A 23,619-nucleotide genomic window follows, 5' to 3' on the forward strand; every position below is an offset into this window, starting at 1 on the left:
ATCAATAGGGAAGAATTTAATGGATTATTTATGCAAATAACATTGTTTTTAAGGATTTATTGGAATTTAATGTAATGGATGTTAAAATGACATAAAAAGTAGACCTAACAGATTTTCTAAAAGTATTTAGTATAAATAGGTAGGAGCGATAATTACATATGAAAATTTGTTCGGATTTTGCAGAAATAATACCGATTGAGCAAGAATGGAATGGAAAATTACATAAATTTGATCAGGACTCTTCGCCGAAAGCTTGGGAAATGTATAGTAAGTATTATAATAATTTCGATGCTTTAAAAAATCCTTCTTTAAATAAAAATAGACTGATATCAGTAGCTACAGAAAGAAACATAAATTTTAAAGTAGCAGGAGATTGCTCATTTAATTTTAATCCTATTAAAGAAAAGTGCTTTAAATCTATTATTGGAGATAATCAGAATGTATTAGATCAATTAGCAGAATGCTGCAAAATGCATCATTCGTTATATAATTTCGACTTAATGCCGGTGACCGGGGGCTTAAATAATATGAAGGGAAAATTAAAATACGGCGGTAAAAATAAAATTGTAAAAGTACATATGTCAAGAAATGCACCTAAAAACGGTCACCTAGACAGATTAGATACTTATATCTATTTTTTAGATTTTTCAATGAGCCGGATGAAGGAATTAAAAGATTGTAGGGATTTGAAAATGATAGGAGAGTTTTATAATAATAGTATTTTTACGTTTTCCATGAACACTGAAAATTTTTCACTGTTGTATGAAATCATAGGAAATTATTCATCTATTTATTCGTATTGTGAGACATTTTATAATCTTAAAGATAAAAAATTTATCGACAAGCTTATTACAAATGGGGGAAAACCTATAGAAACTGTAGAGGATGTAAAAAATTATATGGATTTAGCAAATGAGTTTTGGCGTATTAAAAAACAGTTTTTAGAGAATAAAGGATGTATTAGTTAACTGGAAAATCTGATTATAGTTACAGCTTTCCCAATAGCTAGTTTTGAACAAATAGCTGTATCCATATTACTTAACATTTAAAAATGTACTAATTAAAACGGACTAGAGAAAGGGGTATTCATGTGAAGAAAATTTTATTGTTGGTGTTGGCGATATTATCAATCACGCTATTTACAACGCAAGCTCATGCAGAAACTAAAAAGTTTTCAGATTTATCAACGAAAAATACACATTACGAAAGCATTATGAAAGTTATGAACCAAGGTTTAATGAATGGCTTTTCAGATGGAACTTTTCGACCCAATGATTTAATTTTAAGGAGACAGGTCGCAGTTATTATAGATAAGGAATTCCCGCAGTTAATTATGAACAAAAATAAAATGGACAAATATAGAAATATCACGCTACTGGTAGATGTTTCTAAAAAGGATAATGCATATTCGTCTATTAAAAAAATGTACGAATCCGATTTAATGGAAGCATCTTATATAAAGGCTGAAAAAAAGAGTTATTTTAGACCAAATGCTCCTATTAAACGAGAGGAACTGGCGGTAATTATTATGAAGGCATATGGTGTAAAATCCGATTTTGTTAGTAAGATGATAAACAACCATGAGCCTATTACGAGAGCACAATTTGCATCTATTATAGTTCATGCCCAAGACAATATGAGCGAAGCGCATCGTCAAATGTATAATTTAACAATATATAAATATTTAGAATCGAAAGATGTCCCATTACCAAAAGGCGTAACGGATGGACAAGTATTAAAAAAACAACAAGAACTACAGTTTAAAGAATATCTGAAAACAAATAAAATATCCGTTCAAAAAGGATGGCATGCAATGTTTTATGGGAAGTATGAATTTTCACAATATATACAATTATACTCTGAGAGATTTAACATGACTGAAAAGGTATTTGTGAAATTAATTAATAGACTTGTTGAAACAGGAGAAGTTTATACAGGAGTAGTAGACGAATTCAATGATTTTCGATTATATTATGATTTCGAAAATGGTCGTTTGTATAAAAAAGAACCTGGTGGGATTTAATCAAAAACAAAGAGATGAATAAAAGACTATCCGCTGCATTTATAGGATTGTAAATTTTCATCAAAATAATACTAAATTCTTGTGGGGATTTTGGATGCTTCTTGAAATAAAGGCTAACATGATGGAGTTATTTTAATAAATAAAGTCAGTAAACGTCGTTACATGAATCGTTTACTGGCTTTTTAATTTATACTTATTGTAAATAGTAGCACTCATTTTGATGAAGGTCATAAAAAATGGAAATTAAGTTTCCTTTTAGCCTCCGATTGACAAAGAACCAACTGGCGATCAGTTTAATTCAATTATTCGCTTAGAAAGCACTGCGCAGGGAAAACCATTTAATCCAATGATTAATGCAGGTGCGATTACCATTGCTTCCATGTTACCTGGAAAATCTGTAAAAGACCGAATCGATTATGTTGTCGACTTTTTACATCGTATTACAGGTAGCCCGCATCAAATCAACGAGGCTGTTTATCATTCCGAAATGAAAACAACTCATCGGAACCGCGCGATTGCCTATTATTTAAAGGCAAATGATTATTTGTTAGGTGATGTTGAAGAAGCGGTAGAAACATATATCCATTTATGCTCGCATGAAGTTTCTACTAAGAATCTTGCAAAAATAGGGCTAATGCTTGCAGGAAATGGCCTATACCCTTTAACAAATGAAAAGTTTATAACAGATAAAACTGCAAAAGTTACGAAAGCTTTAATGACCACTTGCGGCCTTTATAATGCTTCAGGAAAGTACGCTGCTTCGATTGGTATTCCAATGAAAAGCGGTGTATCGGGCGGTGTTTTATGTACAGTATCCAACGGTATGATTGAACAGCTTGAAGGGGAAATCGGGATTGGTGTTTATAGTCCTGGAATCGATCATATAGGGAATAGTGTTGCGGGGATGAAATTTCTTGAAAAACTTTCACTGAAGTATGATTTAAGTATTTTTAAATGATTGTGTGTTGGATTGGGGGGGAACGTAGCGCTAATTAATTGGAACTAATATTTGCGTACAAATCTTAAAGTTGAGGGTAAGGTAGGAAGTTGTCCCAAAAGAAAAAAATCGGTACCGGGTGCAAAAACGATTCTGAATTATTTGTGCGCCCGGCACATTATATGACACGTATTTCTAGGGAAAGCTAACAATTAAGCGATTCCTTGAAATGAAGTCTCTTAACAAGCGATTTTTCGGATTCTTGTAATGTTAGAGACTTATAATATTAAAACGCTACTAACTGTGTAAGTGCAGCTAGGAGCATTTTTTTTGTGATTATATTTGTGAGATATGTTTAATTGGTTAAATTCCCATATTCATTATATTGCTAGTTTGGGTAGAAATAACAGTAGCTTTAATATGTTGTTGAAGTGTAATCACCAATTTCACATTCTAGAGCTTTACACAATGCGCCTAGCGTTTGGCGTTGGAACCGTAGTCAAAACCGTATTCACTAGAAATTTATGTGTTTTCGAATTAATGAATAAATGACTATCTAGTCAGTCCGTCATAGTGGTTTTTTTACTATTATTTTACGCCTGGCACCCAACCGACATTACGTTTCATTCTAATCATTAGCGGCTCTGGAATAATATTATCACGACTCATATCCATTGCAGTAATAACTGGTTCACCAGCTGCTACTTTTTCTACCCAGTGTGGCTCAATTAATAGCTCACGACCAAGTGCAAGTAAATTAGCACCTGTTGCAATCGCTTCTTTCGCATCTTCTGGTGAAAAAATCGAACCAACGCCGATAAGCGGTACACGACCCTTAATGACGCGTTTTAAAATTTTAATACGGTTTTCTTTTTCACCGCTATAACGACGCGCTTCTGCACGGAAATCACCTAATGATAAGTTGTCATTTTGTTCACTCCCTCTAAAATAAGAGTAAGTTTCTCGGATTTAAAAGTCAAAGATTGTGCTTTGTATTTCCCGCGGCCATTCATAAAGGGGAAAATAGTATAATCTTAAATAAACAATCTATGTTTTCATGATAAGCTTTAAAAAAATTCCACGAAATGAAACCTTTTCACTTAAACCGAACTCTAAGTTAGTAGGAGGGAATGCAATGGAGCACTACATACAACAAGCACTTGCCGGAGATGAGATTGCAATCGCGCATTTAACAACGCTGCATAAACCGAGATTACTCGCTAAAGCATATACATATATGAAAAATAAGCAGGATGCGGAAGATATTGTGCAAGAAACGTTCATCAAAGCATTCGCGGCGCTACCTCAGCTGAAGGAGCCGAATTATTTTGCGACGTGGCTCTACAAAATATTGATGCGAGAAAGTCTTTTTGCGTTAAAAAAGAAGGAGCGCACAAAGCTGTTAGAGTCAGAAATCATGCAACAGCTTCAGCTACTCGATCAGGAAAATAGTGATGATTATAGCACTTTACATCAAGCCGTTGCAAGCTTAAAAAAAGACTACCAAACGGCGATTGTCTTGCATTACTTTTATGATTTTAAAGTATTTGAAATCGCGGAAATGCTCGGAAAGCCTAATAACACGATTAAAATGCATCTGCACCGCGGGAGAAAAGCGCTACGCCTAAAGCTAGAGAAAAAAATGCAACAGCCATTACAAAAAAAGGACGTGAAACGCATGTTAAAAGCGCAATTATTTGAGTTAGCAAAAAACTTTGCAAAGGTACCTACAAACTATGAGTTAGAGCTTGAAGACTATCAGGAGCACGGAATCGCTTCGTTCATGTGGAAAGGGCAAAGCAAGGATGAAGGCGTTTTTGTTCGATTAGATGACAAAGGACGACTGGATGATTTTGCGAAAAATCCAACGATACAAGGGCCACAGCTTTCAGAACAACTTAAGCTTGAAATTGCCGAGCAGCTGCTACGTGAACAATACCCGGAAGCACTTTCATACTATACACTTATAGAACAAAATAAAAAAGAAGCGAGTACAAGCTTTAAGTTTGGCCAAGTAGTGGGCGGTCTTCCATTAAACAGATTTTATTGTCTAATGGAGGTGACCGATCCAGGCGAGGTGGTAAATTTTACCTATACAGGCTATATGGAAAATCCGCCTCAAATGCCAACGGAGCTTTATCCGACAGAACGTATTTTAAAAGCGTTGTACGAGGAGGAGTGGACGCTAAGTGCTACAAGCTTTAATCAAAAATACGATTCTGTTTCAGCGTCAGGTATTTATGCAATCTATGACTCAGCGCTATTAAAGCAGGCGTATGATGCGGTGAGCGGTAAACCGTTATTTGAGTATGATGATGAGCGAAAGCCAAGCTATGTGCCGTTTCCAAAGGTAGAAGCACTGCCGAAAAAAGACACAATAGAAGAAATTTTTGGCATCAATGAGCAGTGGGAGCAATATGAAGAAGAAAGTATGGATGAGGCGTATGAAGAGCTCAACTGGCGCTCTAAAGGCTGGCAAGATTCTGAGGGGAAATCCTACGAGCATTTAATGAAAAATAAATTTGAAAATCGGGTAAAGGCAAAAGTGGACAAACGTACGAAGCGCTTGGATAGTTTCATTTGGTTTGCTGAAATTGAAGGTGAGGCGAAGCTTTCTGAAGAGGAATGTTTACAAATTGCCGCACAGTTTATTCAAACGTACTATCCGGAGTATACACCATATTTACATGTAGAGATAAAAGATGAAGAGGACATAGAGGAAAACCGCGCCTTTTTCCGATTTGTAGTGCAGAAGAATGGATTTTTCGTTGAAAATGAATTTTTCCATATGAATATTAGTAAAAAAACGGGCGATATTTTGATGTTTTTAGCACCGAATATAGCGGTTGAAGATATCGAAAAGTTTGAGTCAAAAGCGATTAAGCCTATTAAAGAATTGCTGCCACTAAAAGACTTAAAAGTGCAACTGGAGTGGGACAAGGTGTACGGGAAAACAAAGCAGGATGAGGTCGAGATGCGTGTTATTTACCGTATTCAGATGACGGACGGTGCTTTTATTAAAGGGGTTAATGCGGGAAGCGGAGAGGTTATTTATAGTGTAATATAACCAAAAAGCAGTGCGGCTTTATTGGGGAAATTCAATGCTCAGTTTGTTAATGGTCCTAGTAAATAGTTAAAGATCTTCGAAAGTGAGAAAAATTAAAGCCTTCCACAAGTAATATAAACTGTGGAAGGCTTGTTTTTTATTTGTATTTAATTTCTACTTTTACACCCGACGTTAATTCATTAGTGACTACTATATCTTTATCTTTTTCTAAATCATAGTCGATTTCTTTAATCTTCCCACCTACATAACAAGCAGTTATAGCCAGCACGTTTTTAGAATCTAATAGATTTTTTAATTCCGCTGTATGTTTTTTAGGAACGTATCCGATATGATGTATTTCTTCATTGCCATAATCAATAAATACTTTTATTGCGTTTGGATCGTATTCGTTTGTTGGCTCAGGAACAAATGAAATTTCATTGTCCTTAAACTCTAAATCTACAAATTCTGATACTTCAAAAACATATTCTAATATATCTTTATTCGTAAATCCACCGTAAAGTTCTATTAAGTTTTCTTCACAATACAATTTCCCGAAACGTCGCAGTAGTTTTTGAATATCTCTATTTTTATCATTGTGCTGCGTTACGCCAGCAACATTAAATGTAAAACGTCTTGAGTCGACTGTTGGTGTTGGGATCGCTTTTTCTTGTTTGCTGGTTTGTGTAGGTTTGTATTCCTGCTTTTTGTGTATTTCTACTGGTGTTGCTACTTCAGCTTCTACTCGTAAATCATCAAAAGTTTCGTTCCTTTTTTGTATATCGATGTTCTTTGAAGCGGAGTATGTAGGACGCTCATAAGTTCGATGCTGTGTATGATTTGCCTTCTTTTGAAATGCTTTTTTGTATAAAAGAAAGGTTGGTATACCTAAAATTATTAAAATGATTATACCGGTTACTAATCCAATGCTCTCACTATCCATTAAAAAACCTAGTAGCATAAGGACCCAAAATATGACTGCGCTAATAGCAGTAACTTTTAAAATAAAGTTTAATAATTGATTCAATGTTATCATCTCCTGTTGTTTAATACTAACGGATAACATTTGTGATTGTACATGGTAAAAAATAGATTAAAAGGGTTGGGAAAGGGGGGAGTGTCAATTTATTTGCGGTGTCGTACTTGTACGGCTAACAAAAAACCTCCAACTGAATTCATCTTCATGATTGACTCATGTCAGTTGAATTCGTTGAAGGTATTGGTAATCCGACACGATTCCTACTGTTTTTGCTTTTTCTAAATTTAAAAGGAAAATAAGTTGACATTTAAAATGAACTTATGATATTATTAAAAATTTGATAAAAAACAATATCCATGTTAAGGTTAAGAAGGTTACATATATGGAGGTGGATTATTTGTTTCAAATTGGCGAAAACATTATTTATCCAATGTACGGAGCAGGTATAATTAAAGGTGTAGAAGAAAAGGAAATATCAGGGGAAAAACATCAGTGCTATATCATAAAAATGTCAATCGGTAATATGCAAATCACGATTCCTACTGATAAAATATTGAGTTCAAGTATACGCCCTGTTACTGACATAATTGAATTAAAACGCATCATACACATTTTTCAGCATGGAGTATCAGATAAATTACTACCGTGGAGACAAAGACATAAAGTGAACACGGACAAAGTAAAAACGGGTAAAATACAAGAATGTGCTGAAGTTGTACGTGATTTAATGCGTATGAAGAAAGAAAAAGCATTAAATACAAGCGAAAAAGAAATGTTAGCTCACGCATATGAATTTTTGATTAGTGAACTAGGATTAATTAAAGGGATTACTGAAAATCAAATAAAAAGTTTCTGTTAAGGTTAATTTGAGACTTCCACAAACTGGCGCATTTCTTTAATAAGGAGTGTGCCTTTTTCTATTAAAGGGCCATATTGTGAAGTGGGAATCATTATTTATTCTCAAGCATTCAATAATGACGCAAGATTTTAATATACCGGGTGCACAAGCTAAGGCTGTGTAGGGCTTTACTCTTTTAAAAATCACTCCCTAACCGTCAACCATAGAAGTAAACAAAAAAGCAATAGTATAAATTGATTTTTGATTGGCTATTATAATCGAGTACGAAATAAAGGCCATATAATCTTTCCGAAGTAGCTCAGTGGTAGAGCAATCGGCTGTTAACCGATTGGTCGTAGGTTCGAGTCCTACCTTCGGAGTTTAAAATCGAATTGAATTTCCAAATCTCAAAGAAGGGAACGCTATTCTTGAAAAAGATAAGCGTTCTTTTTCATTACTATCAATAAATTAGCTTTAGTGAAATAATGTGGCTAGGAACCAGTAATAATATCACCATTAGAGTACGCTGGAAATAGCACAGCGTCATTTGAAATTGCTGGGAAATCTTATAGCAAAGGATATGTATTAAGGGATACTGAATATCAATTATTTAATTAAAATGGACAATATAGTTCCTTAACATTTGATATTGAGAGAGGGCGATGTATTTTCCAGATTTATTAGCAGATCACAAGCATCAAGCAAATACTTAAAAGCATCTTTACAAAAACGTTCATTATATGTAATATATGGATAATTAAAGAATTAACGTTGATTGGAAGTAGTAAGGAACACTTATTGTAGAGAGAGCTGTTGGTTGGTGAGAAACAGTCAATAATTTCCTGAACTCGTCCAGGAGTATTTATTCTGAAATTAAGTAGGGATAAACGGCAGCTACCGTTATAGCTTAAGTGAGTTAATTTTTTACATTGACTAATTAGAGTGGTACCGCGAATTGAACTTCGTCTCTTTGTTGAGACGAAGTTTTTTTATTTTTTTAGGAGGGATTTTATGTTGGTAAGAAAAGCTATTGGGAAAGAAGATGCATTAAAAATTATTTCAGTTATGACAAATGCAGAAAATTCGGGTTTCATGTTATTTGCACCTGGTGAAAGACGCATGGAGGAGGATTCAATTTGCAAATTTATAAATTCAATTAATAATGCGCCGAAATCTGGGATTTTTATTGCTGTAGAAGAGGAAGAAATTTTAGGTTACCTTATGATAAAAGGCGAAAATTTGTCGCGTACATCTCATCGTGCTTCCATTGCAATCGGGGTCCACTCGAATAGTAGAGGAATAGGTGTGGGAACAATACTTTTTGAATACATTATAAATTGGGCAAAACAAGAGCAAATTCATCGATTGGAATTAACAGTAATCGAGAATAATGTACAAGCCATTCATCTATACAAAAAAATGGGCTTTGAAATAGAAGGTATCAAAAAAGATTCACTACAAATAAATGATTCTTATGTAAACGAATTATACATGTCTAAATTACTTTAATAGATTAATGGATTATACTAACTCGATTATTTTAGTTAAAAGGAGAAGACGATATTTTACGATTTATAGCTTTAAGTTCGCGATATTAGGTTATTTCCAGCCCAAAAGAGGTATTGGTATTTTTGCAACATTTGAAATTAAAATTAAGGAGAAAAAAATGTTAATTCGAAATTATACTCAAAATGATGAACAAGGTTGGCTCCGCTGCCGGGTTTTGTCATTTTTAAATACCGCCTATTATGACAATGTTCTAAAGGAAAAAGAAGTATATGAAAACCCTTCAATTGAATTAGTAGCTATCATGGATAACCAAGTTGTAGGGTTAATTGATATTGAATATGAAACAGAGCCAAAGTCAGTTTGTACTTCAAAAGACAGTTTAGGTGGAATGATTTGGCATATTGCGGTTCATCCAGACTATCAACGCAAGGGAATTGGAGAAAAGCTACTAGAAGCAGCAATTGAGGAAGCCAAAAACTATAATTTAACGTATTTAGAAGCTTGGACAAGGGATGATGTGTGGGTGCAAACGTGGTATGAGAAAATGAATTTTGAACAAACAACTTCTTACTATCATTTATATTTAGAAGGAAATGAAATAAAGTCCCTTTCACTTTCAAAGCGTACAAGCTTTTATCCTGTTACAGTGTTTGCACATTATACAGGGAACGACATAGAAGAGTTTGAAAGTCTTAAAAGGAAACACCTTTGTGTTTGTTATGTTAAAGAAGTCTTATAATTCAGTAACTCCCAACTGAAAGGGGAAAATAATTTGAAACAAATGCTATTAATCATTGATGTACAGCAAGAACTAATTGATGGGAATCAAGAAGTGAGTCCGATTTTTTATAAACAGCAGCTTGTTAGCAATGTTAATAAAGTGATTGAAATGGCAAGAGAAGCAAATGTTCCTGTTGTGTTTGTAAGGGATCTTGATGTTGCTAAAGGAAAAGGCGATGGATTTCAAATACACAATGAAATCAATGTTCCCACTGGAGCAAAGATTTTTGATAAATCTGCAACAAACGCCTTTTATGGAACAGGGCTTCTAGAGTATTTAAAGTCACAACAAATTAAACACATTGTGATTATGGGCTGTGAAACACAGCACTGTATAGATAGCGCGGTTAGAACAGCAACTATAAGCGGATTTGATGTAACATTAGTAGGTGACGGGCATTCAACAGTGGGCAATGATGTTTTAAGTGCAGAACAAATCATAAAACATCATAATACTACACTTCACGGCCACTATAATGTTGATCATTTTTCAGTTGTCAGAAATTCTAGTGAAGACTTGTTTTATCCAACTCACGATTCCTATAGGTAATAATCTTGAAATAAAGAATTTTGTTAAAGCGCGCATTTCTACAGAAAGAAATACGTTCGTAATTAATTGGGCCAGATTGTAAAGATTTTTCATTTTTATTTAAACCATTATAGGATCGCTGGGTTCATGTGCTATAAACACAACGAGCGAATACCTATTTTAGGTATTGGTTTTTTTGTTTGGTGAGCATACATTTCCAATAGCACTTTGTTTAGCGTGTCCGTGAGGAGGTAATTTTATGAAACGATTAATGAATAAGATTGCGATTGTTACTGGCGCAAGTCGAGTAATGGGCATAGGTACTGCAATATGTCGAGAATTAGCCAAAGAAGGCGCAGACATTTTTTTCACCCATTGGTCAAATTATGATCGTCAGATGAAATATTTTAATGATGATGATTCCGTTTGGTCGCAACATCTTATGGAAGAGATCCGCAGCTTTGGAGTACGATGCGAATCAATGGAATTGGATCTTTCGCAATCAGATGCACCGAGGAAACTACTTGATGAAGTTAATGAGAGACTGGGCTCTCCATCAATCCTTGTAAATAATGCAACATATTCCGTTGACGTAGATTTTCGTTCTATAAATGCAAATATCCTTGATTCTCATTATGGTGTTAATATTAGAGGAACCTGTCTTTTAACTGTTGAGTTTGCTCGTCAAATTGAAGGAAAACATGGTGGTCGAATTATTAACATGGTGTCAGGCCAAGACAAATCACCTGAGCCTGGCAATTTGGCTTATGTTGCAACAAAAGGTGCTGTTTCTACTTTTACTAAATCAGTCGCTCTTGAATTAGCGCCACTTAAAATCACGGTTAATGCCGTAGATCCTGGACCAACTGACAGTGGTTGGATGAACAGTGAGTTGAAGGAATCCTTATTACCGAAATTCCCAATGGGTCGAATCGGTGAACCTAGAGATGCTGCAAAGTTAATCGTCTTTTTAGCAAGTGAAGAATCTGAATGGATTACGGGACAAATTATCCATTCAGATGGGGGCTTCTGGTGATTTAACGTATTAGTGGTCGCCAACTTTAAAAGGAGGAGTTTTATATGAAAAAAACAGCGGTTCTCATATATCCTAATTTTAGTGAATATGAATTAACGACAGCTTTATCTATTTTAATGCAAGGTGCCAAGCCTATAAGTATTATTTCGATAGATAGTGAACCGGTTAGAGGAGAGTCTGGTTTAACAGTAATTGCAGATTTAACAATTAATCAAATAAATTATGAAGAATTTGATAGTCTTTTATTAACTGGATGTATGGATATTTTCGATATTCTTACAAATACTACATATACAGACTTCATTAAAAAAATTTCAAATCAGGATAATTTCATAATTGCTAGTATTTCAAGTTCACCTGCTTTACTTGCAAAAGCGGGATTATTAAAGAATAAAAACTTTACAGTTGGTTTACTAGAAGAGGCAAGAAGAAAATCGGGATTATTCGAAGATGCAAATTATTTAGGTGAATTAGTTGTGCAAGATGGGAACATTATAACTGCGTGGGGATCTGCGTTTATTCAATTTGGTATTCTATTTGGAAAAGCATTGAATCTTCAATTTGAAGAAGGCTGGTATCATAAATAAATTAGGTTTGATCAGCTCACTTACAAAGTTATCTTAATTTAATAAATGATTGATTGGAGGAAAGGTATGAATTTTAAAGGAAAACTAATTGCTACCGGGAATACAGCCAATCTATATTTATGGAATAATAAAATAGTAAAGATATTTAAAGGAAATCCACCATCTACTGAATCGTTTTATGAAGCTAAGAAACAAGAGTATGCATTTTCCTGTGGACTTAATGTTCCTAAAGTCTTAGAGGTTAGAAAGATAAACGGAATACAGGCAATAATAATGGAATACATTAACGGTGAAACCTTGGGACATCATCTATTAAAAAATCTAAATGAGGCTGAGCGATATCTTAATATCCTTGTTAATATTCAAAAAAAAATTCATGAAGTCAAGGTAGAATCAGATGAAATTGAACCTATGGATATAAAAGTTCACCGTAAGATTGAATCGGCTCCATCTCTAAATCTAAGACAAAAAAAGGCGTTATTTAGTAGGTTAAATTCTTTAAAGTATGAACCTAGACTATGCCATGGTGATCTGCATCCATTTAATCTAATTATGAACGAAGATATAGTTAGTATTATTGATTGGGTAGATGCAAGTGCAGGGGACATTCGTGCAGACGTATGTCGTTCATATTTATTGTTATCTCAGCATTCCATTGATTTAGCTGAGTTATATTTAAAATTATATTGTACTAATATAAACATATCCAAAAGTGAAATACTCCAATGGATGCCAGTCAGTGCAGGAGCAATGTTAGACGAAAGGTTGTCTTGTGAAAAAAATAAACGACTAATGAACATTGTCAATCAGTTTTGTGATGGAAAAAGCTCTAATGACTTGCTCTAATATCTATATAATCTTAACGGGATACACCAGCTACTTTTTTGAACTAACGAGGCAAGTGAGTAGAATAGGGAGAATGAAAAGATTACTTCTAAAGATGCTTAGGAAAAAAGCTTGTTAGTGACCTGAACCATATTAATATAACCTCTAATTAAAGGAGTGTAATTAAAATGAATGGTGATGAAATTGTTTGGTTGGTTATATTATTGACTATTATAATTGGTGATGGTTTAGCATTGTATTTATACAAAAAAAGAAAATCCCTTTATGGGTTTCTGCAATCGTTATGGCTCTTTTAGTTCCGGTAATAGCCTATAGTTTTGTATCATTAGGAATTCATTATGGTAATAAAAATCCTGGAAATGAAGCTGCTGACGAATGGCAAGGGCTCGCTTTTGCAGGAGGTTTTATAGTAATAGTCCTGGCACTCAACGCAATTATTATGTTTGTCATAGGAGTTATCTTAAATATTTACACATTCATTAAAAAGAAACAAAACGCATAACTGCTTGGATTTTTAGCGTAGAATAATGCGTTCAGTGGTTTGGTAATGTAACTTAATACAACAATCCGGCGCAATTCTTTAATAAGGAGTGCGTTTTTTTACGTTAAAGATGGAGTAGTGTGATAAGAAATCTGTTATACAAGTCCTCGCGAAAAGGCACAAACGTTGTTTTGACAACATTCGTGCCTTATAGAAGTATTTACAAACTTTTTTTTGGAAACGTTATTTCGAATTTATTGTGGTCGCGTCAGGAAAATGCGGATTTACAACGTTAAGTACTTAATGCTACCAAACATGGGTTTGGGCACGTTTGATACGTTTTATCCAACTGCCACTAATGAAGATTATTTTAATATGTCTACTTCTTCTTTCTAAAATAAAAAAGACCACACGCTAGAGATGTGGTCTTACAAACTTATATACAACATTACTAATGGGGGGCTCATTTAAAATTCATCATAAGCTATTAGAACAAAATCTTCTTTACAGAGACCTTTTTTTTTCTTAACTTTATAATCTTTTATATTACCTATAAAATTACGTACGGTATCTTCCAAAGCTTGTTCTATAGTAATGCCAAATCCTATTCCACCTTCATAACCACCAAATCCTAATGAATCTTTTAGTCTAAGATTCGTAAATCCTGTAAATTTTTCATTCTCACCAATATTAGGTTGAGTATTTTGACTCTCATAAATTTTTACTTTAAAGGAACCGTAATGAATAGTATCTCCTTCGTATACGGTTTCAAAGAAATCTAAAGCAGTAATTTCAAACTCAGCTACACATTTCTCAATATAATCAATATGATCAATTTTAATGTCTTTCCAACTCAATAAATAACCTCCCTTTTAATCAAGTTGTTCCGAAAGATACAATTCTACCATCTGGAGCAAGATCAATGTATTTCCCATTTTTTCCAAACCTAAATAGTTCCTCTTTTAAAGTCCCATCCAAAGAAAACCCACATTTTTCATAAGAGGCAACTGCTCTTTTATTGAAACTAAATACCTGAAGCTTCACTTTATTTAAATTCATATAATTAAATATAAAGTCAATCAATATTTTCATAGAATCTGTTCCAAAGCCTTTTCCTTGGTATTCGGTTCCAATAGAAACACCGACATGACAAGTACTGTTTTTCCAATTCACTGAGTAAATAGATATTGTTCCAATAAAGATTTTTTTATCTTTCAGCTCAATTCCGAATATATATTCATCCTTTTCAGGGTTTACTTCACTTAGAAACTTTTCATGGTCACTTATAGTTGGCGGAAATGGAATATCATCATTCATTAATAATCGACTTTCCACAACATCTTCAATTGCATAGAAATTTTCATAATCATCTTTTGTAATTTTACATAAAACGATTCTCTTACCTGTTAAAAAATTTTCAATATAATGCTGCATCATTTTTTCCCTCCAATTAATTAGCAGGGGACAGCAGTAAGGGTTATTCTACTGAACCCTTGCGGAATTATTGCTTTTGTTCCTGTGAAAACGTCTAATGCAATACATGCCATCATGAGTTCAACTCCCATTACTTATGATAGTTAAAGTGTATATAAAATTAACAATTTTTTCAATCTAGTTATTTAGAAAGTCTATGCTTTGGTTCCCTAACTTACATTGGAACGTTATTTTGAAGATTGTAAATTATTTTACGCCACTAAACACAGCAAGCTCAAACCATTTAAAATAACAATCTGCATGTTGATAGCCAATCTCTCTTAACCAATTTACTTGAATATCGACACGTTGTAATATATTATCCTGTTTGTCTGGACGGCTATTGTATTCGGCAGCTACTTCTTCAACTGATTGATGATTATAATTCGCTAAGTGCTGAACGAATTGTTCATCATATAAGCTTTCTAATTTTTCTGTAGCTGAAGCAGTATGCTCAATATTTATAAAAATGCCACCATCTTTTAATAAAGTATAAATTTCAGCATAAAGTTTCTTCTTTTTTTCATGAGGTAAATGGTGAATTGCAAAGCCTGAAACGATACAATCCACTGAATTTGGCGCAACAAAATTACTTAATGATTCGCTAAAATCAGCGTGGATTACAGTACATTGATTTTGATAAGCAGCTAAATATTCTTTTGCTTGTTCAACCATTGGTTCAGAATGGTCGATAAATAGGGCATTTGCATTTTTATATGTATCTAAAAGTACCTTCCCTAAAAATCCGTTCCCACATCCTAAATCAATTACCGTGTGAACATTCGGAGTGAAATGCTTGATTACTTGAAGCATTACATTAATTTGTTCTGCTCCAAATGGAATTCCTCCTCTCACTTGTTCTAAATAGTGCTTCGTTACATCTTGTCTTTGCCATTGTGTTGTTTCCATTTCTTTCGCCCCCTTAGTAAAATAAAAAAAACTTCGCCTCATAAAAGAGACGAAGTTACATTCGCGGTACCACTCTAATTGATTAATTCAGTATTAATCCACTTAAGCTATAACGGTAGCTGCCGTTTATACTTACTTTAGTTCAGCATAAATACTCATGGACGAGTTCAGAAATTTATTGACTGTTTTGCACCAACCAACAGCTCTCTGGACAACAAATGCTTCCTACTACTTCCAATCATTGATTTATATATTGTTCTATATATTAATTTATTCCGAAAATTTTGTCGATTTAATATCCAGTAAGATTTTTAGTAGTTCCCAAACTGGTGTTGAAGTTACCCGTAAAAAGGATAAAGCCAATAATTTTTAACATAATAAAAGTAATATTAAAAATTAAAGGTGTGATTGGATTGAAAAGGGCAGTTTTTTTAGATCGAGATGGCGTAATAAATGAAGTGCTAACGGATCGAGTTAAATTTGTAAACGAACCGAATCAATTATATTTTTTACCTGGTGTAGAAGAAGCAATTAAAAGTTTAAATGAGTATTTTGATTATGTGTTTGTCGTAACAAATCAAGGTGGAATTGGATTAGGTTATATGAAGGAAAAGCAGTTACATAAAATTCATGACTATATGATCGTTGAACTGGAGAAAAAGGGAGCAACAATTCATGAGGTTGCCTATTGTCCGCATAAACCAAAGGCTAGATGTGCATGTAGAAAACCAAATAGCAAAATGATTTTAGATTTAGGCGAAAAATACAAAATTGATCTTGAAAAATCATATATGGTTGGAGATACGGATACGGATATTCAGGCAGGTAAAAAAGCAGGTACAAGAACCGTTTATATTGGCGAGAGTGATCCATTAGCAGATGCAGTGTGTCCAAATCTAAAAGAGGCAGCACAATGGATTATTCGTGATATTAAAAATGATAAGAAATAACCCACAGTATATTATCTATTGTGGGTTTTAATTGAGGTGTAATAAGTGTCCCAGCTGGTCTCGAATCAGCGACCTCCACCTTGTCGATTTTGTTACGAAAATTAGAGCTTAAAATCAGATAATTGGCAAACCTCCTAGATTTTTTACATAAATAATGCACCATCACACATTCTATAAAGAGGAGGTGTGAATATGGGGAAGAAAGTTTCGAAGGCGAATCATGGAAAAACAGGAGTCGAACTAATAAGTGAAGCATTTGGCATGTCAAAAAACGATAGCGAAGCATTATTAGCACAGGCGTCGGAAGTTCAAACTACCGATATTCCTTTAGGGAAAGATGATGTATACGCAAGGGATAGTACTACAACAACTTTGAACAACTTACATGAAGATAATACATCTGCCATTTTAGATCGAAATGGGCCGAGGTAATTATTAAGTGGATCAATTGTGATTTAAGGGCAATTCTTCCTTTAGAATAAGTAAAGCTTTACAATACCTTAAATTGAGAGCTTGTGGAACTCATTCCAAAGGGAAAACCTGTAAACGTAGATATTCCAACGTTTACAGGCACTTTAAATGAGGGTCCCGTAATGCGGACATATGAGTATAAAGGTGGTCTATATTAACCTTTGTCTGTCTGTCTTAAATTTTAAGGAATGCAAAAATGTAGAGCACTCTAAAAGAAATGAAATAAAATCAATAAGTTTTTTCATCATCACATTAGCACATAAATCCACTTTTTTGTGGAAGGCTATTTTCATGTGGAGGTGTAGAAATGGGAAAAAAAGCGTCGGGTGTTAAGGACGAAACAGCTAGCCTTCCATGGTGGCAATTATCCCTGATCGGGGTAGGTTGTATCATTGGTACAGGGTTTTTCCTGGCATCCAGTATTGCGATTAAAATGACAGGTCCATCTATAATCCTAGCCTTTATAATGGCGGCAACGGCAACGTATATCGTGTATGAAGCATTAGCTAAAATGTCTGTCAAAGATCCACAGAAAGGGTCTTTTCGGACGTATGCGAAAAAAGCGTATGGGCGTTGGGCTGGTTTTAGCAGTGGTTGGGTTTACTGGTGTTCAGAGATATTAATTATTGGCAGTCAGCTTACTGCCATTTCGCTATTAACTAGGTTTTGGTTTCCTAACGTTAAGTTGTGGATATTCGCATCCATTTATGCAGTTCTCGGTCTCATTGTTCTGTTTATCGGGGCAAAAGCATTTGGAAAATTAGAAAGCGTATTTGCGGTCATGAAAATTGCTGCAATTTTGATGTTTATTGTAATTGCGATTTTAGCGCTGACGGGGGTAATTGGCGGGAATTCAAATGCTAACATGCCCGGGACTGTAAAGGGATTTTTCCCGAATGGTTTCATCGGATTTTGGAGCGCTCTTATATTCGCTTTTTATGCTCATGCTGGCATTGAAGTAATGGGCATCATGGCCATCCATCTTAAAAAGAAAGAGGATGCGCCTAAATCGGGTAAAGTTATGTTAGGCCTGCTTGGCATCATTTATGTTACCGCACTTTCGTTGGCGCTATTACTGAAGCCATACGATAAGTTCAAAGAAAACAAAAGCCCGTTTGTTGAGGCTTTATCAGGTATCCATAATATCGAATTTTTCCCGCATGTGTTTACTGCAGCCATTATTATTGCAGGGTTTTCAACGATGTCTGCATCCCTTTTTTCGGTTACCACAATCCTTGTAACAATATCTGAAGACGGGGACGCTCCGAAAATTTTTAGTCAACAAAAGAAAAAGAAATTCAAAATGCCACTACCTGCAATTATGTTAACAACAACGGGACTTGTCCTTTCGATTGTTACTTCTTTGTTATTGCCTGATAAAGTGTACGAATATATAACGACCGCTGCGGCCTTAATGCTTCTTTATAATTGGCTTTTTATTTTAGTCATGTATCACAGGCTAATTGAACCGACCACTTCAGATAAAGTAAAAAGAATTATTGGCATGATACTAGTCGTTTCAGCAGTTAGTGGAACACTCTTCCACCAAACAAGTCGTCCAGGCTTTTTTATCAGTCTAGTATTCCTGCGAGTAATCGGGAGTATAGTCTTTTTTATGCGAAAAAAATGGGAGAAGGAAGAACCTCAAAATAACGCGTGATAAGCCTGAATTCCAAAATAAATACCGAACCCAATCATCGCAATGGATGAGATGACAGAAATAATTTTTAAAAATTTAGTTGATAATATCCTACGGGCGCCACCGGATAGAGTAGCCATGATTGTATCCCACAATAAAATTCCTAGGATGACGGCCAAGCTATTAATAATTATTTGGTTATCCGTACTTACTTTGTTTGTCTCGGCAAGAACGGACCCATAAATACCTAGCCAAAAAAGAATCGTAAGTGGGTTCAATAGTGACACGAGAAAGCCTGATAGTAAGGAATGTCTTAGACGAATTGTTTTTTTGCCGGATTTTAAAGCGATCTCAATTTTATGTAGAGAAAGTAAATTCTCTATCCCGGAATATGTAAGAACAAAACAACCAAAGGACCAAAGAATTGTTTTTACAAGAGGATATTCGATAATTTGGCCAATCCCGAAATAAACCATAGTCATATAAATAATATCTGCTGTTAAAGCGCCAATACCAAAAAGAAAAGCATGAAAAAAACCGTTTTTAATCCCAGTATCTAGCTGCGCTGCGTTGACAGGACCAATTGGCGCAGCCAAAGATACACCTAAAAAAATGTAAGCAGCTATTGAATTCAAAAAATAGCCCTCCCTAAAATGATGTCTATGCATCTTATTCAAAGAGGATGACTCGTACAACTATAAAAAAAATTTCTACTAAAGACCGTCCGTTTTTTCTACACCTATTGTACCTCCGCTCTTTCCTACTATAGTATTTATTCTCTCCACAATTTATTGACTATTTCCTTATGTTTTATTAATTTCAAATAATTTATAATATTAAGACGTAATAAACAAGTTGAAAAAGGAGCTAAATGGATTGAAACCGCTTCGCAATAATTTGTATGAAAAACTTCTTGTACAATGCAAGCCTCAACTCACTCTTGTTCTTATGATAACTTTATTATTTTTAGTAGCGTGTAACTCAGAAAATGACACAACAGCACCTGAAGAAAATAGCGAGCCAAACACTACTGAAACATTTACAGAAAACACCGAATCGACAAAGCCTACGAATGATGAAACATCAACCTCTTTTGAAACACCACAACAGTGTATCACGATTAAATTTGAAAAGGATGCTCTTATAAACGGCAATGAGCTCGCCCATTGTATGATGGCAACAATGCTGGCAGCGAAAACCGGATCACATTTTGCACAAACTTCTACCGCATCCACAAATGTCGACTTTAAATTTGACCCACAATATTCGATGTATGTGGAAAATGAAGACATGAGTATTATTATTCATGAAAATACAGGCTGGTTGAAACAGGAAGGGCAATGGATTGAAGAGGATGATACATCTGAAGATATGGATGTCATACTTGCAACAAATACAATCAAATTGACAAGAGTTTTTTCACATCCGTACATGATTACGCAATATTTAGCAGCTGTATCGCAATGGAAAGTGATAGATTTCGGAGAAGTACCTGATAATAAGGCATTTGTAAAAACGGCTTGGCAGCTTGTCCCAGAAGGCCCTGTCAACTTAGAGGGTATGACACTTTCGGATGTTGAGCTATGGATTACTGATGAATATTTAGGTGCATATTACGTTTCTACTGGTAATATTGCAGGCATTACTGAAACAACCAGTAATACGTTCACACAATGGGGTGAGCCCATTACAATACCAGAGCCATTTTAATTCATAGTTTAGACCACTCACTATTCATTTTGAGTGGTTTTTCTTTGTATGGATTGTTCCTAAACAAGAAGAGTCCATAAGAATTTAATCCCAGACCAAAAAGCTAAAGCTAAAATATGCTAAAATAATCTCGTACAGATGACAGAATTTTGGCGAATTGTCATAGTAAAACAAGAGAAATATTCACTTTCCCTTGAACAAGTAGAAAAACTTGCTAAGGAACAATTGAAGTTAGTTGAGTTTCCGGTCATTGAACAAAAAAAGCTCATTCCTGCATTTGCAATTGAGGAGATTTATATTAAAAATAACGGTCTTTCTACCTTACCCTATGAATTCTTTGTAGATGATAAGTTTTCTCTGCAAATGGACAAAGTGATAGAATGGGATGATCCTATTCAAGAAATTTTCCAAAGTAAAATAATAGCACTCATTGAAAATGTCACACCTGATCAAGCATTTCAGTGTGAACCACATCCAGATTTACGGCCAATCACAGAGGAAGAAATTGAAATGTGTGTTCGCAACATTAAAGATTTTTTAAGTCAAGAATACACGAATGATTCTGGAAAGTGGGTATTAAAGACTCTATATCGAGACAAGGGATACATCCATGCAACATTAAAAGCAAATGAACAGAGAGAACGTGTATTTAAAAGAAAAATGAAACTATTCATTGACTCAAAGACTTATCAAATATTAAATTACATGGATAATAAGCCGTTTTTAGAAATGTATATGGAATTAGAAGAAACAGAGGAAATAAAGGTTACAAAAGAGGAAGCATTTGAAAAATTAAAAGACTTCATTGAATTAAAACCTTTTTATAAATATGATTTTAAGCAAGGTTACTATGTATTGTGTGGAAAGTTAGATTGTCAATATGCAGTAAAGGCGAATAAAGGGGAAGTTGTAGAATTAAATGAATTGTAATTTTTAAGATGATGTTAGAAAAATCTAGGGATGTGCAAATAAATAATCTGTTTGTGATAATATTAATAAGAAGAATTCTTTGTTTCAGGAGGGTTATATGAGCTTGATAGCACAACATCCTTATATAAAAATTGAAAGAAAAGTGACAGGTCTTGAACAGTATCAAATTGAGCTTAACCGAATCATTTATTTATATAAGGATAAAGTCATTACGCAGTATAGAGAGTTTCCGATTAAGGATGTAACGGATTTTTCTTATCGGGTAATTGCAAATGAAGGTGGTATTCTCTATTTACACACGATACAAGGTGTATTTCCGTATATCGTAAAATCTTCACCAGAAGCTTTTATCACAGCATATAGAGCATATTTCAAGTGAAGGCCGTATTAAGAAAAGCTTATAGCGTACTATTTGGAAATGTTTAGAATAATTTACTGTTGCACTTAAAAAAATAACAACTTTAGTTGAATAATGATTTTTAACAATCGGGTGCGATTCTGAAAAAGAATCAGCGCTCGTTTTCATTAAACGTCATAATCTTGAATAACAGCATGTTTCTTAACAAAATAAAGCAGCATAATTTAATATGCTGCTTGCACGTTATTTATCCGCTTTCAACTTCAACGCTCGAAGTAATAGCACAATTGCATCTTGCTTTAAAGAACCGTCCTGTGAATATGGATCAATCGCAACATCTTTTGTGCGCGCTTCAAACCAAGTTGTGATCATCGGCTGTAGTGAAGGTTCGATATCTAATAACGTTGTTCAACGAGGACTCGAATTTTAATTCAAGCAGCTTTGCCCGTTTCGTTACGAGTGTTTCCACCGTAAAGGCACCTGAGCGAAGCTGTACATGCGTATCTTCTAACTTCTATACTAGCTACCAGATCCTATCTTGTAATATAACTTGTAGTTATACCAACAAAAAGTATTGTAAGAATAGAGAGTAAAAAAGTCTCGGAAGTTAGTAATAGACCCCCACATATAATCACAAAAGCATCAATGATTAAAATATAGATTCCTACATTTATGCCTGTTTTATCACATAAAAATTGGGCAATAAAATCTGTGCCGCCTGTACTTGTCTGAAATTTCAACATCAATCCAATCCCACTTCCTACTAAGATGCCACCTAGAATCGAACTATATAATGCTTCAACTTCTAATAGACCACCAACAGGCCTTAGAAAATCAATTAAAAAAGAAGAAATCAACATCCCGTGTAAATTATTATAAAAATAATTTCTGTTATGAAACCATGCAAATATAAAGATAGGAATACTTAATAAGATAATGATTAATCCTGTATTTAAATCCCATATGTAATTTAATATTAATCCGATACCAACTGTACCTCCATCTAATATCTCATGTGGTACTAAAAACAAATTTACGCCTAAAGATAGAAGAATGCTACCGAAAATGAGCGCAAAGCCTTTTTTTAGAAAGTACAGGGGACCACCTCTTAATATTACTTTTTAAAAATACGTATAAATAACAAAGGTATTGTGAAATCTCAATAATAAATATATGTTCGTTATTCAATCTAAAGAAGAAAGGTCAGATACAATTTTTAAACAGAACCTGTATTACCTGTATTTTTCTTGCAGACAAATCTTAAAATTGAGGTGTAAAGTAGGAAGTCATCCCAAAAGAAAAACCTATAAACGCTGATATACCAACGTTTATAGGCGTTTTAATGCTAAGGATAAAGCTAAGTTTGCGACATCCATTGGATCACCGATACGATCTAATAATTTGATATCTTTGTAAATATCGATTAAGGCTGCTAAAGCTTCTGGAGCATTGTTGATACGATTTTTTCGTAATACCATACCAGGTGCACCACAATTTCAGATGAATCAAGCTACTCAACAGGTTCTGAATTTGTAATTGATGGCGGATTAACAGCCCAGTAATCTCAGTGATTTTCAGAAGATATTAA

Annotated in this window: 26 protein-coding genes, 1 tRNA gene and 2 other annotated features; of the genes, 19 read left to right on the forward strand and 8 right to left on the reverse strand. The window is 34.3% G+C overall.

Features of this window, described 5'->3' with window-relative positions; all coding sequences use genetic code 11:
• The first annotated feature begins 158 nt into the window (after positions 1-158).
• From NSQ62_RS08975 to glsA, 3 genes are all read left to right on the forward strand, one after another.
• On the forward strand, positions 159-968 hold the full coding sequence (locus NSQ62_RS08975; protein WP_341323589.1) for a hypothetical protein: 810 nt from the start codon (positions 159-161) through the stop codon (positions 966-968).
• A gap of 122 nt (positions 969-1,090) precedes the next feature.
• Positions 1,091-2,023 carry an S-layer homology domain-containing protein gene (locus NSQ62_RS08980; protein WP_341323590.1) on the forward strand — a complete coding sequence of 311 codons (933 nt, stop codon included), beginning with the start codon at positions 1,091-1,093 and terminating at the stop codon, positions 2,021-2,023.
• 265 nt (positions 2,024-2,288) lie between these two features.
• Positions 2,289-2,981, forward strand: coding sequence for a glutaminase A (gene glsA, locus NSQ62_RS08985; RefSeq protein WP_341323909.1), 693 nt, complete (start codon positions 2,289-2,291; stop codon positions 2,979-2,981).
• 567 nt (positions 2,982-3,548) lie between these two features.
• Here glsA and NSQ62_RS08990 read toward each other — a convergent pair.
• On the reverse strand, positions 3,549-3,929 hold the full coding sequence (locus tag NSQ62_RS08990) for a hypothetical protein (protein ID WP_341323910.1): 381 nt from the start codon (positions 3,927-3,929) through the stop codon (positions 3,549-3,551).
• Between the two features lie 166 nt (positions 3,930-4,095).
• On the opposite strand from NSQ62_RS08990, the gene NSQ62_RS08995 reads away from it, so the two are divergent.
• Positions 4,096-6,027 carry a sigma-70 family RNA polymerase sigma factor gene (locus NSQ62_RS08995; protein WP_341323591.1) on the forward strand — a complete coding sequence of 644 codons (1,932 nt, stop codon included), beginning with the start codon at positions 4,096-4,098 and terminating at the stop codon, positions 6,025-6,027.
• 136 nt (positions 6,028-6,163) lie between these two features.
• Here the strand turns inward: NSQ62_RS08995 and NSQ62_RS09000 are convergent, their stop codons facing one another.
• Complete coding sequence (locus tag NSQ62_RS09000) at positions 6,164-7,033, reverse strand: HIRAN domain-containing protein (RefSeq protein WP_341323592.1); 870 nt, start codon at positions 7,031-7,033, stop codon at positions 6,164-6,166.
• A gap of 334 nt (positions 7,034-7,367) precedes the next feature.
• Here NSQ62_RS09000 and NSQ62_RS09005 point away from each other — a divergent pair, with 334 nt between their 5' ends.
• The 9 genes from NSQ62_RS09005 to NSQ62_RS09045 all read left to right on the forward strand — a co-directional run bounded on the left by NSQ62_RS09005 (position 7,368) and on the right by NSQ62_RS09045 (position 13,612).
• The gene (locus NSQ62_RS09005; protein ID WP_341323593.1) at positions 7,368-7,844 is read left to right on the forward strand and encodes a CarD family transcriptional regulator; all 477 of its coding nucleotides are present in this window, start codon (positions 7,368-7,370) and stop codon (positions 7,842-7,844) included.
• Positions 7,845-8,131: 287 nt separating this feature from the next.
• Positions 8,132-8,203: transfer RNA gene (locus NSQ62_RS09010), tRNA-Asn, on the forward strand.
• Between the two features lie 382 nt (positions 8,204-8,585).
• Positions 8,586-8,796, forward strand: a binding site (T-box leader).
• A 38-nt stretch (positions 8,797-8,834) separates the two neighbouring features.
• Positions 8,835-9,332 (forward strand): GNAT family N-acetyltransferase, encoded by a 498-nt coding sequence (locus NSQ62_RS09015; protein ID WP_341323594.1) that lies wholly within the window; start codon positions 8,835-8,837, stop codon positions 9,330-9,332.
• A gap of 157 nt (positions 9,333-9,489) precedes the next feature.
• Entirely contained in the window at positions 9,490-10,071 is a 582-nt protein-coding gene (locus NSQ62_RS09020; protein ID WP_341323595.1) for a GNAT family N-acetyltransferase, read from the forward strand.
• 33 nt (positions 10,072-10,104) lie between these two features.
• On the forward strand, positions 10,105-10,662 hold the full coding sequence (locus NSQ62_RS09025; protein WP_341323596.1) for a cysteine hydrolase family protein: 558 nt from the start codon (positions 10,105-10,107) through the stop codon (positions 10,660-10,662).
• A 238-nt stretch (positions 10,663-10,900) separates the two neighbouring features.
• Complete coding sequence (locus NSQ62_RS09030) at positions 10,901-11,677, forward strand: SDR family oxidoreductase (RefSeq protein WP_341323597.1); 777 nt, start codon at positions 10,901-10,903, stop codon at positions 11,675-11,677.
• A gap of 44 nt (positions 11,678-11,721) precedes the next feature.
• Positions 11,722-12,264 carry a DJ-1/PfpI family protein gene (locus tag NSQ62_RS09035; RefSeq protein WP_341323598.1) on the forward strand — a complete coding sequence of 181 codons (543 nt, stop codon included), beginning with the start codon at positions 11,722-11,724 and terminating at the stop codon, positions 12,262-12,264.
• Positions 12,265-12,330: 66 nt separating this feature from the next.
• Positions 12,331-13,110, forward strand: coding sequence for an aminoglycoside phosphotransferase family protein (locus NSQ62_RS09040; protein ID WP_341323599.1), 780 nt, complete (start codon positions 12,331-12,333; stop codon positions 13,108-13,110).
• A 283-nt stretch (positions 13,111-13,393) separates the two neighbouring features.
• Positions 13,394-13,612, forward strand: coding sequence for a hypothetical protein (locus tag NSQ62_RS09045; protein ID WP_341323600.1), 219 nt, complete (start codon positions 13,394-13,396; stop codon positions 13,610-13,612).
• A 446-nt stretch (positions 13,613-14,058) separates the two neighbouring features.
• Here the strand turns inward: NSQ62_RS09045 and NSQ62_RS09050 are convergent, their stop codons facing one another.
• The 3 genes from NSQ62_RS09050 to NSQ62_RS09060 all read right to left on the reverse strand — a co-directional run bounded on the left by NSQ62_RS09050 (position 14,059) and on the right by NSQ62_RS09060 (position 15,973).
• Positions 14,059-14,448 (reverse strand): hypothetical protein, encoded by a 390-nt coding sequence (locus NSQ62_RS09050; RefSeq protein WP_341323601.1) that lies wholly within the window; start codon positions 14,446-14,448, stop codon positions 14,059-14,061.
• A gap of 19 nt (positions 14,449-14,467) precedes the next feature.
• Positions 14,468-15,028: a GNAT family protein gene (locus NSQ62_RS09055; protein WP_341323602.1), complete on the reverse strand. Its 561-nt coding sequence runs from the start codon at positions 15,026-15,028 to the stop codon at positions 14,468-14,470.
• 243 nt (positions 15,029-15,271) lie between these two features.
• Entirely contained in the window at positions 15,272-15,973 is a 702-nt protein-coding gene (locus tag NSQ62_RS09060; protein ID WP_341323603.1) for an L-histidine N(alpha)-methyltransferase, read from the reverse strand.
• Positions 15,974-16,015: 42 nt separating this feature from the next.
• Positions 16,016-16,224 (reverse strand) — a binding site (T-box leader).
• Positions 16,225-16,386: 162 nt separating this feature from the next.
• On the opposite strand from NSQ62_RS09060, the gene NSQ62_RS09065 reads away from it, so the two are divergent.
• The 3 genes from NSQ62_RS09065 (at position 16,387) to NSQ62_RS09075 (ending at position 19,054) form a co-directional block, all read left to right on the forward strand.
• Positions 16,387-16,923 (forward strand): HAD family hydrolase, encoded by a 537-nt coding sequence (locus tag NSQ62_RS09065; RefSeq protein ID WP_341323604.1) that lies wholly within the window; start codon positions 16,387-16,389, stop codon positions 16,921-16,923.
• Between the two features lie 192 nt (positions 16,924-17,115).
• The gene (locus tag NSQ62_RS09070; protein WP_341323605.1) at positions 17,116-17,355 is read left to right on the forward strand and encodes a cAMP-binding protein; all 240 of its coding nucleotides are present in this window, start codon (positions 17,116-17,118) and stop codon (positions 17,353-17,355) included.
• A 346-nt stretch (positions 17,356-17,701) separates the two neighbouring features.
• Complete coding sequence (locus NSQ62_RS09075) at positions 17,702-19,054, forward strand: amino acid permease (RefSeq protein ID WP_341323606.1); 1,353 nt, start codon at positions 17,702-17,704, stop codon at positions 19,052-19,054.
• Here NSQ62_RS09075 and NSQ62_RS09080 read toward each other — a convergent pair.
• Positions 19,039-19,668, reverse strand: a complete 630-nt coding sequence (locus tag NSQ62_RS09080) for a LysE family transporter (protein ID WP_341323607.1) — start codon at positions 19,666-19,668, stop codon at positions 19,039-19,041. The two genes, NSQ62_RS09075 and NSQ62_RS09080, sit on opposite strands and share 16 nt — an antisense overlap.
• A gap of 241 nt (positions 19,669-19,909) precedes the next feature.
• Between NSQ62_RS09080 and NSQ62_RS09085 the strand changes: the two genes are divergently transcribed.
• From NSQ62_RS09085 to NSQ62_RS09095, 3 genes are all read left to right on the forward strand, one after another.
• On the forward strand, positions 19,910-20,743 hold the full coding sequence (locus NSQ62_RS09085; RefSeq protein WP_341323608.1) for a hypothetical protein: 834 nt from the start codon (positions 19,910-19,912) through the stop codon (positions 20,741-20,743).
• A gap of 138 nt (positions 20,744-20,881) precedes the next feature.
• Positions 20,882-21,673 carry a hypothetical protein gene (locus tag NSQ62_RS09090; protein WP_341323609.1) on the forward strand — a complete coding sequence of 264 codons (792 nt, stop codon included), beginning with the start codon at positions 20,882-20,884 and terminating at the stop codon, positions 21,671-21,673.
• A gap of 97 nt (positions 21,674-21,770) precedes the next feature.
• Positions 21,771-22,052: a hypothetical protein gene (locus NSQ62_RS09095; RefSeq protein ID WP_341323610.1), complete on the forward strand. Its 282-nt coding sequence runs from the start codon at positions 21,771-21,773 to the stop codon at positions 22,050-22,052.
• Positions 22,053-22,564: 512 nt separating this feature from the next.
• On the opposite strand, the gene NSQ62_RS09100 is transcribed toward NSQ62_RS09095, so the two are convergent.
• Positions 22,565-23,128, reverse strand: a complete 564-nt coding sequence (locus NSQ62_RS09100) for a YitT family protein (RefSeq protein WP_341323911.1) — start codon at positions 23,126-23,128, stop codon at positions 22,565-22,567.
• Between the two features lie 231 nt (positions 23,129-23,359).
• A complete protein-coding gene (locus NSQ62_RS09105) occupies positions 23,360-23,509 on the reverse strand; it encodes a hypothetical protein (RefSeq protein ID WP_341323611.1) in 150 nt (49 codons plus the stop codon).
• Positions 23,510-23,619: the final 110 nt, after the last annotated feature.

Source organism: Solibacillus sp. FSL H8-0523, from assembly GCF_038051985.1.
Lineage (GTDB): Bacteria > Bacillota > Bacilli > Bacillales_A > Planococcaceae > Solibacillus.

Coding starts and splice junctions, on each gene's coding strand:
- NSQ62_RS09005 (WP_341323593.1), top strand. CDS start 7,368: ATGGAGGTGGATTATTTGTTTCAAATTGGCGAAAACATTATTTATCCA.
- NSQ62_RS08975 (WP_341323589.1), top strand. CDS start 159: ATGAAAATTTGTTCGGATTTTGCAGAAATAATACCGATTGAGCAAGAA.
- NSQ62_RS09030 (WP_341323597.1), top strand. CDS start 10,901: ATGAAACGATTAATGAATAAGATTGCGATTGTTACTGGCGCAAGTCGA.
- NSQ62_RS09040 (WP_341323599.1), top strand. CDS start 12,331: ATGAATTTTAAAGGAAAACTAATTGCTACCGGGAATACAGCCAATCTA.
- NSQ62_RS09095 (WP_341323610.1), top strand. CDS start 21,771: ATGAGCTTGATAGCACAACATCCTTATATAAAAATTGAAAGAAAAGTG.
- NSQ62_RS09060 (WP_341323603.1), bottom strand. CDS start 15,973: ATGGAAACAACACAATGGCAAAGACAAGATGTAACGAAGCACTATTTA.
- NSQ62_RS09075 (WP_341323606.1), top strand. CDS start 17,702: ATGGGAAAAAAAGCGTCGGGTGTTAAGGACGAAACAGCTAGCCTTCCA.
- NSQ62_RS09035 (WP_341323598.1), top strand. CDS start 11,722: ATGAAAAAAACAGCGGTTCTCATATATCCTAATTTTAGTGAATATGAA.
- NSQ62_RS08995 (WP_341323591.1), top strand. CDS start 4,096: ATGGAGCACTACATACAACAAGCACTTGCCGGAGATGAGATTGCAATC.
- NSQ62_RS09045 (WP_341323600.1), top strand. CDS start 13,394: ATGGCTCTTTTAGTTCCGGTAATAGCCTATAGTTTTGTATCATTAGGA.
- NSQ62_RS09015 (WP_341323594.1), top strand. CDS start 8,835: ATGTTGGTAAGAAAAGCTATTGGGAAAGAAGATGCATTAAAAATTATT.
- NSQ62_RS09055 (WP_341323602.1), bottom strand. CDS start 15,028: ATGATGCAGCATTATATTGAAAATTTTTTAACAGGTAAGAGAATCGTT.
- NSQ62_RS09105 (WP_341323611.1), bottom strand. CDS start 23,509: ATGGTATTACGAAAAAATCGTATCAACAATGCTCCAGAAGCTTTAGCA.
- NSQ62_RS09070 (WP_341323605.1), top strand. CDS start 17,116: ATGGGGAAGAAAGTTTCGAAGGCGAATCATGGAAAAACAGGAGTCGAA.
- NSQ62_RS09090 (WP_341323609.1), top strand. CDS start 20,882: ATGACAGAATTTTGGCGAATTGTCATAGTAAAACAAGAGAAATATTCA.
- NSQ62_RS09020 (WP_341323595.1), top strand. CDS start 9,490: ATGTTAATTCGAAATTATACTCAAAATGATGAACAAGGTTGGCTCCGC.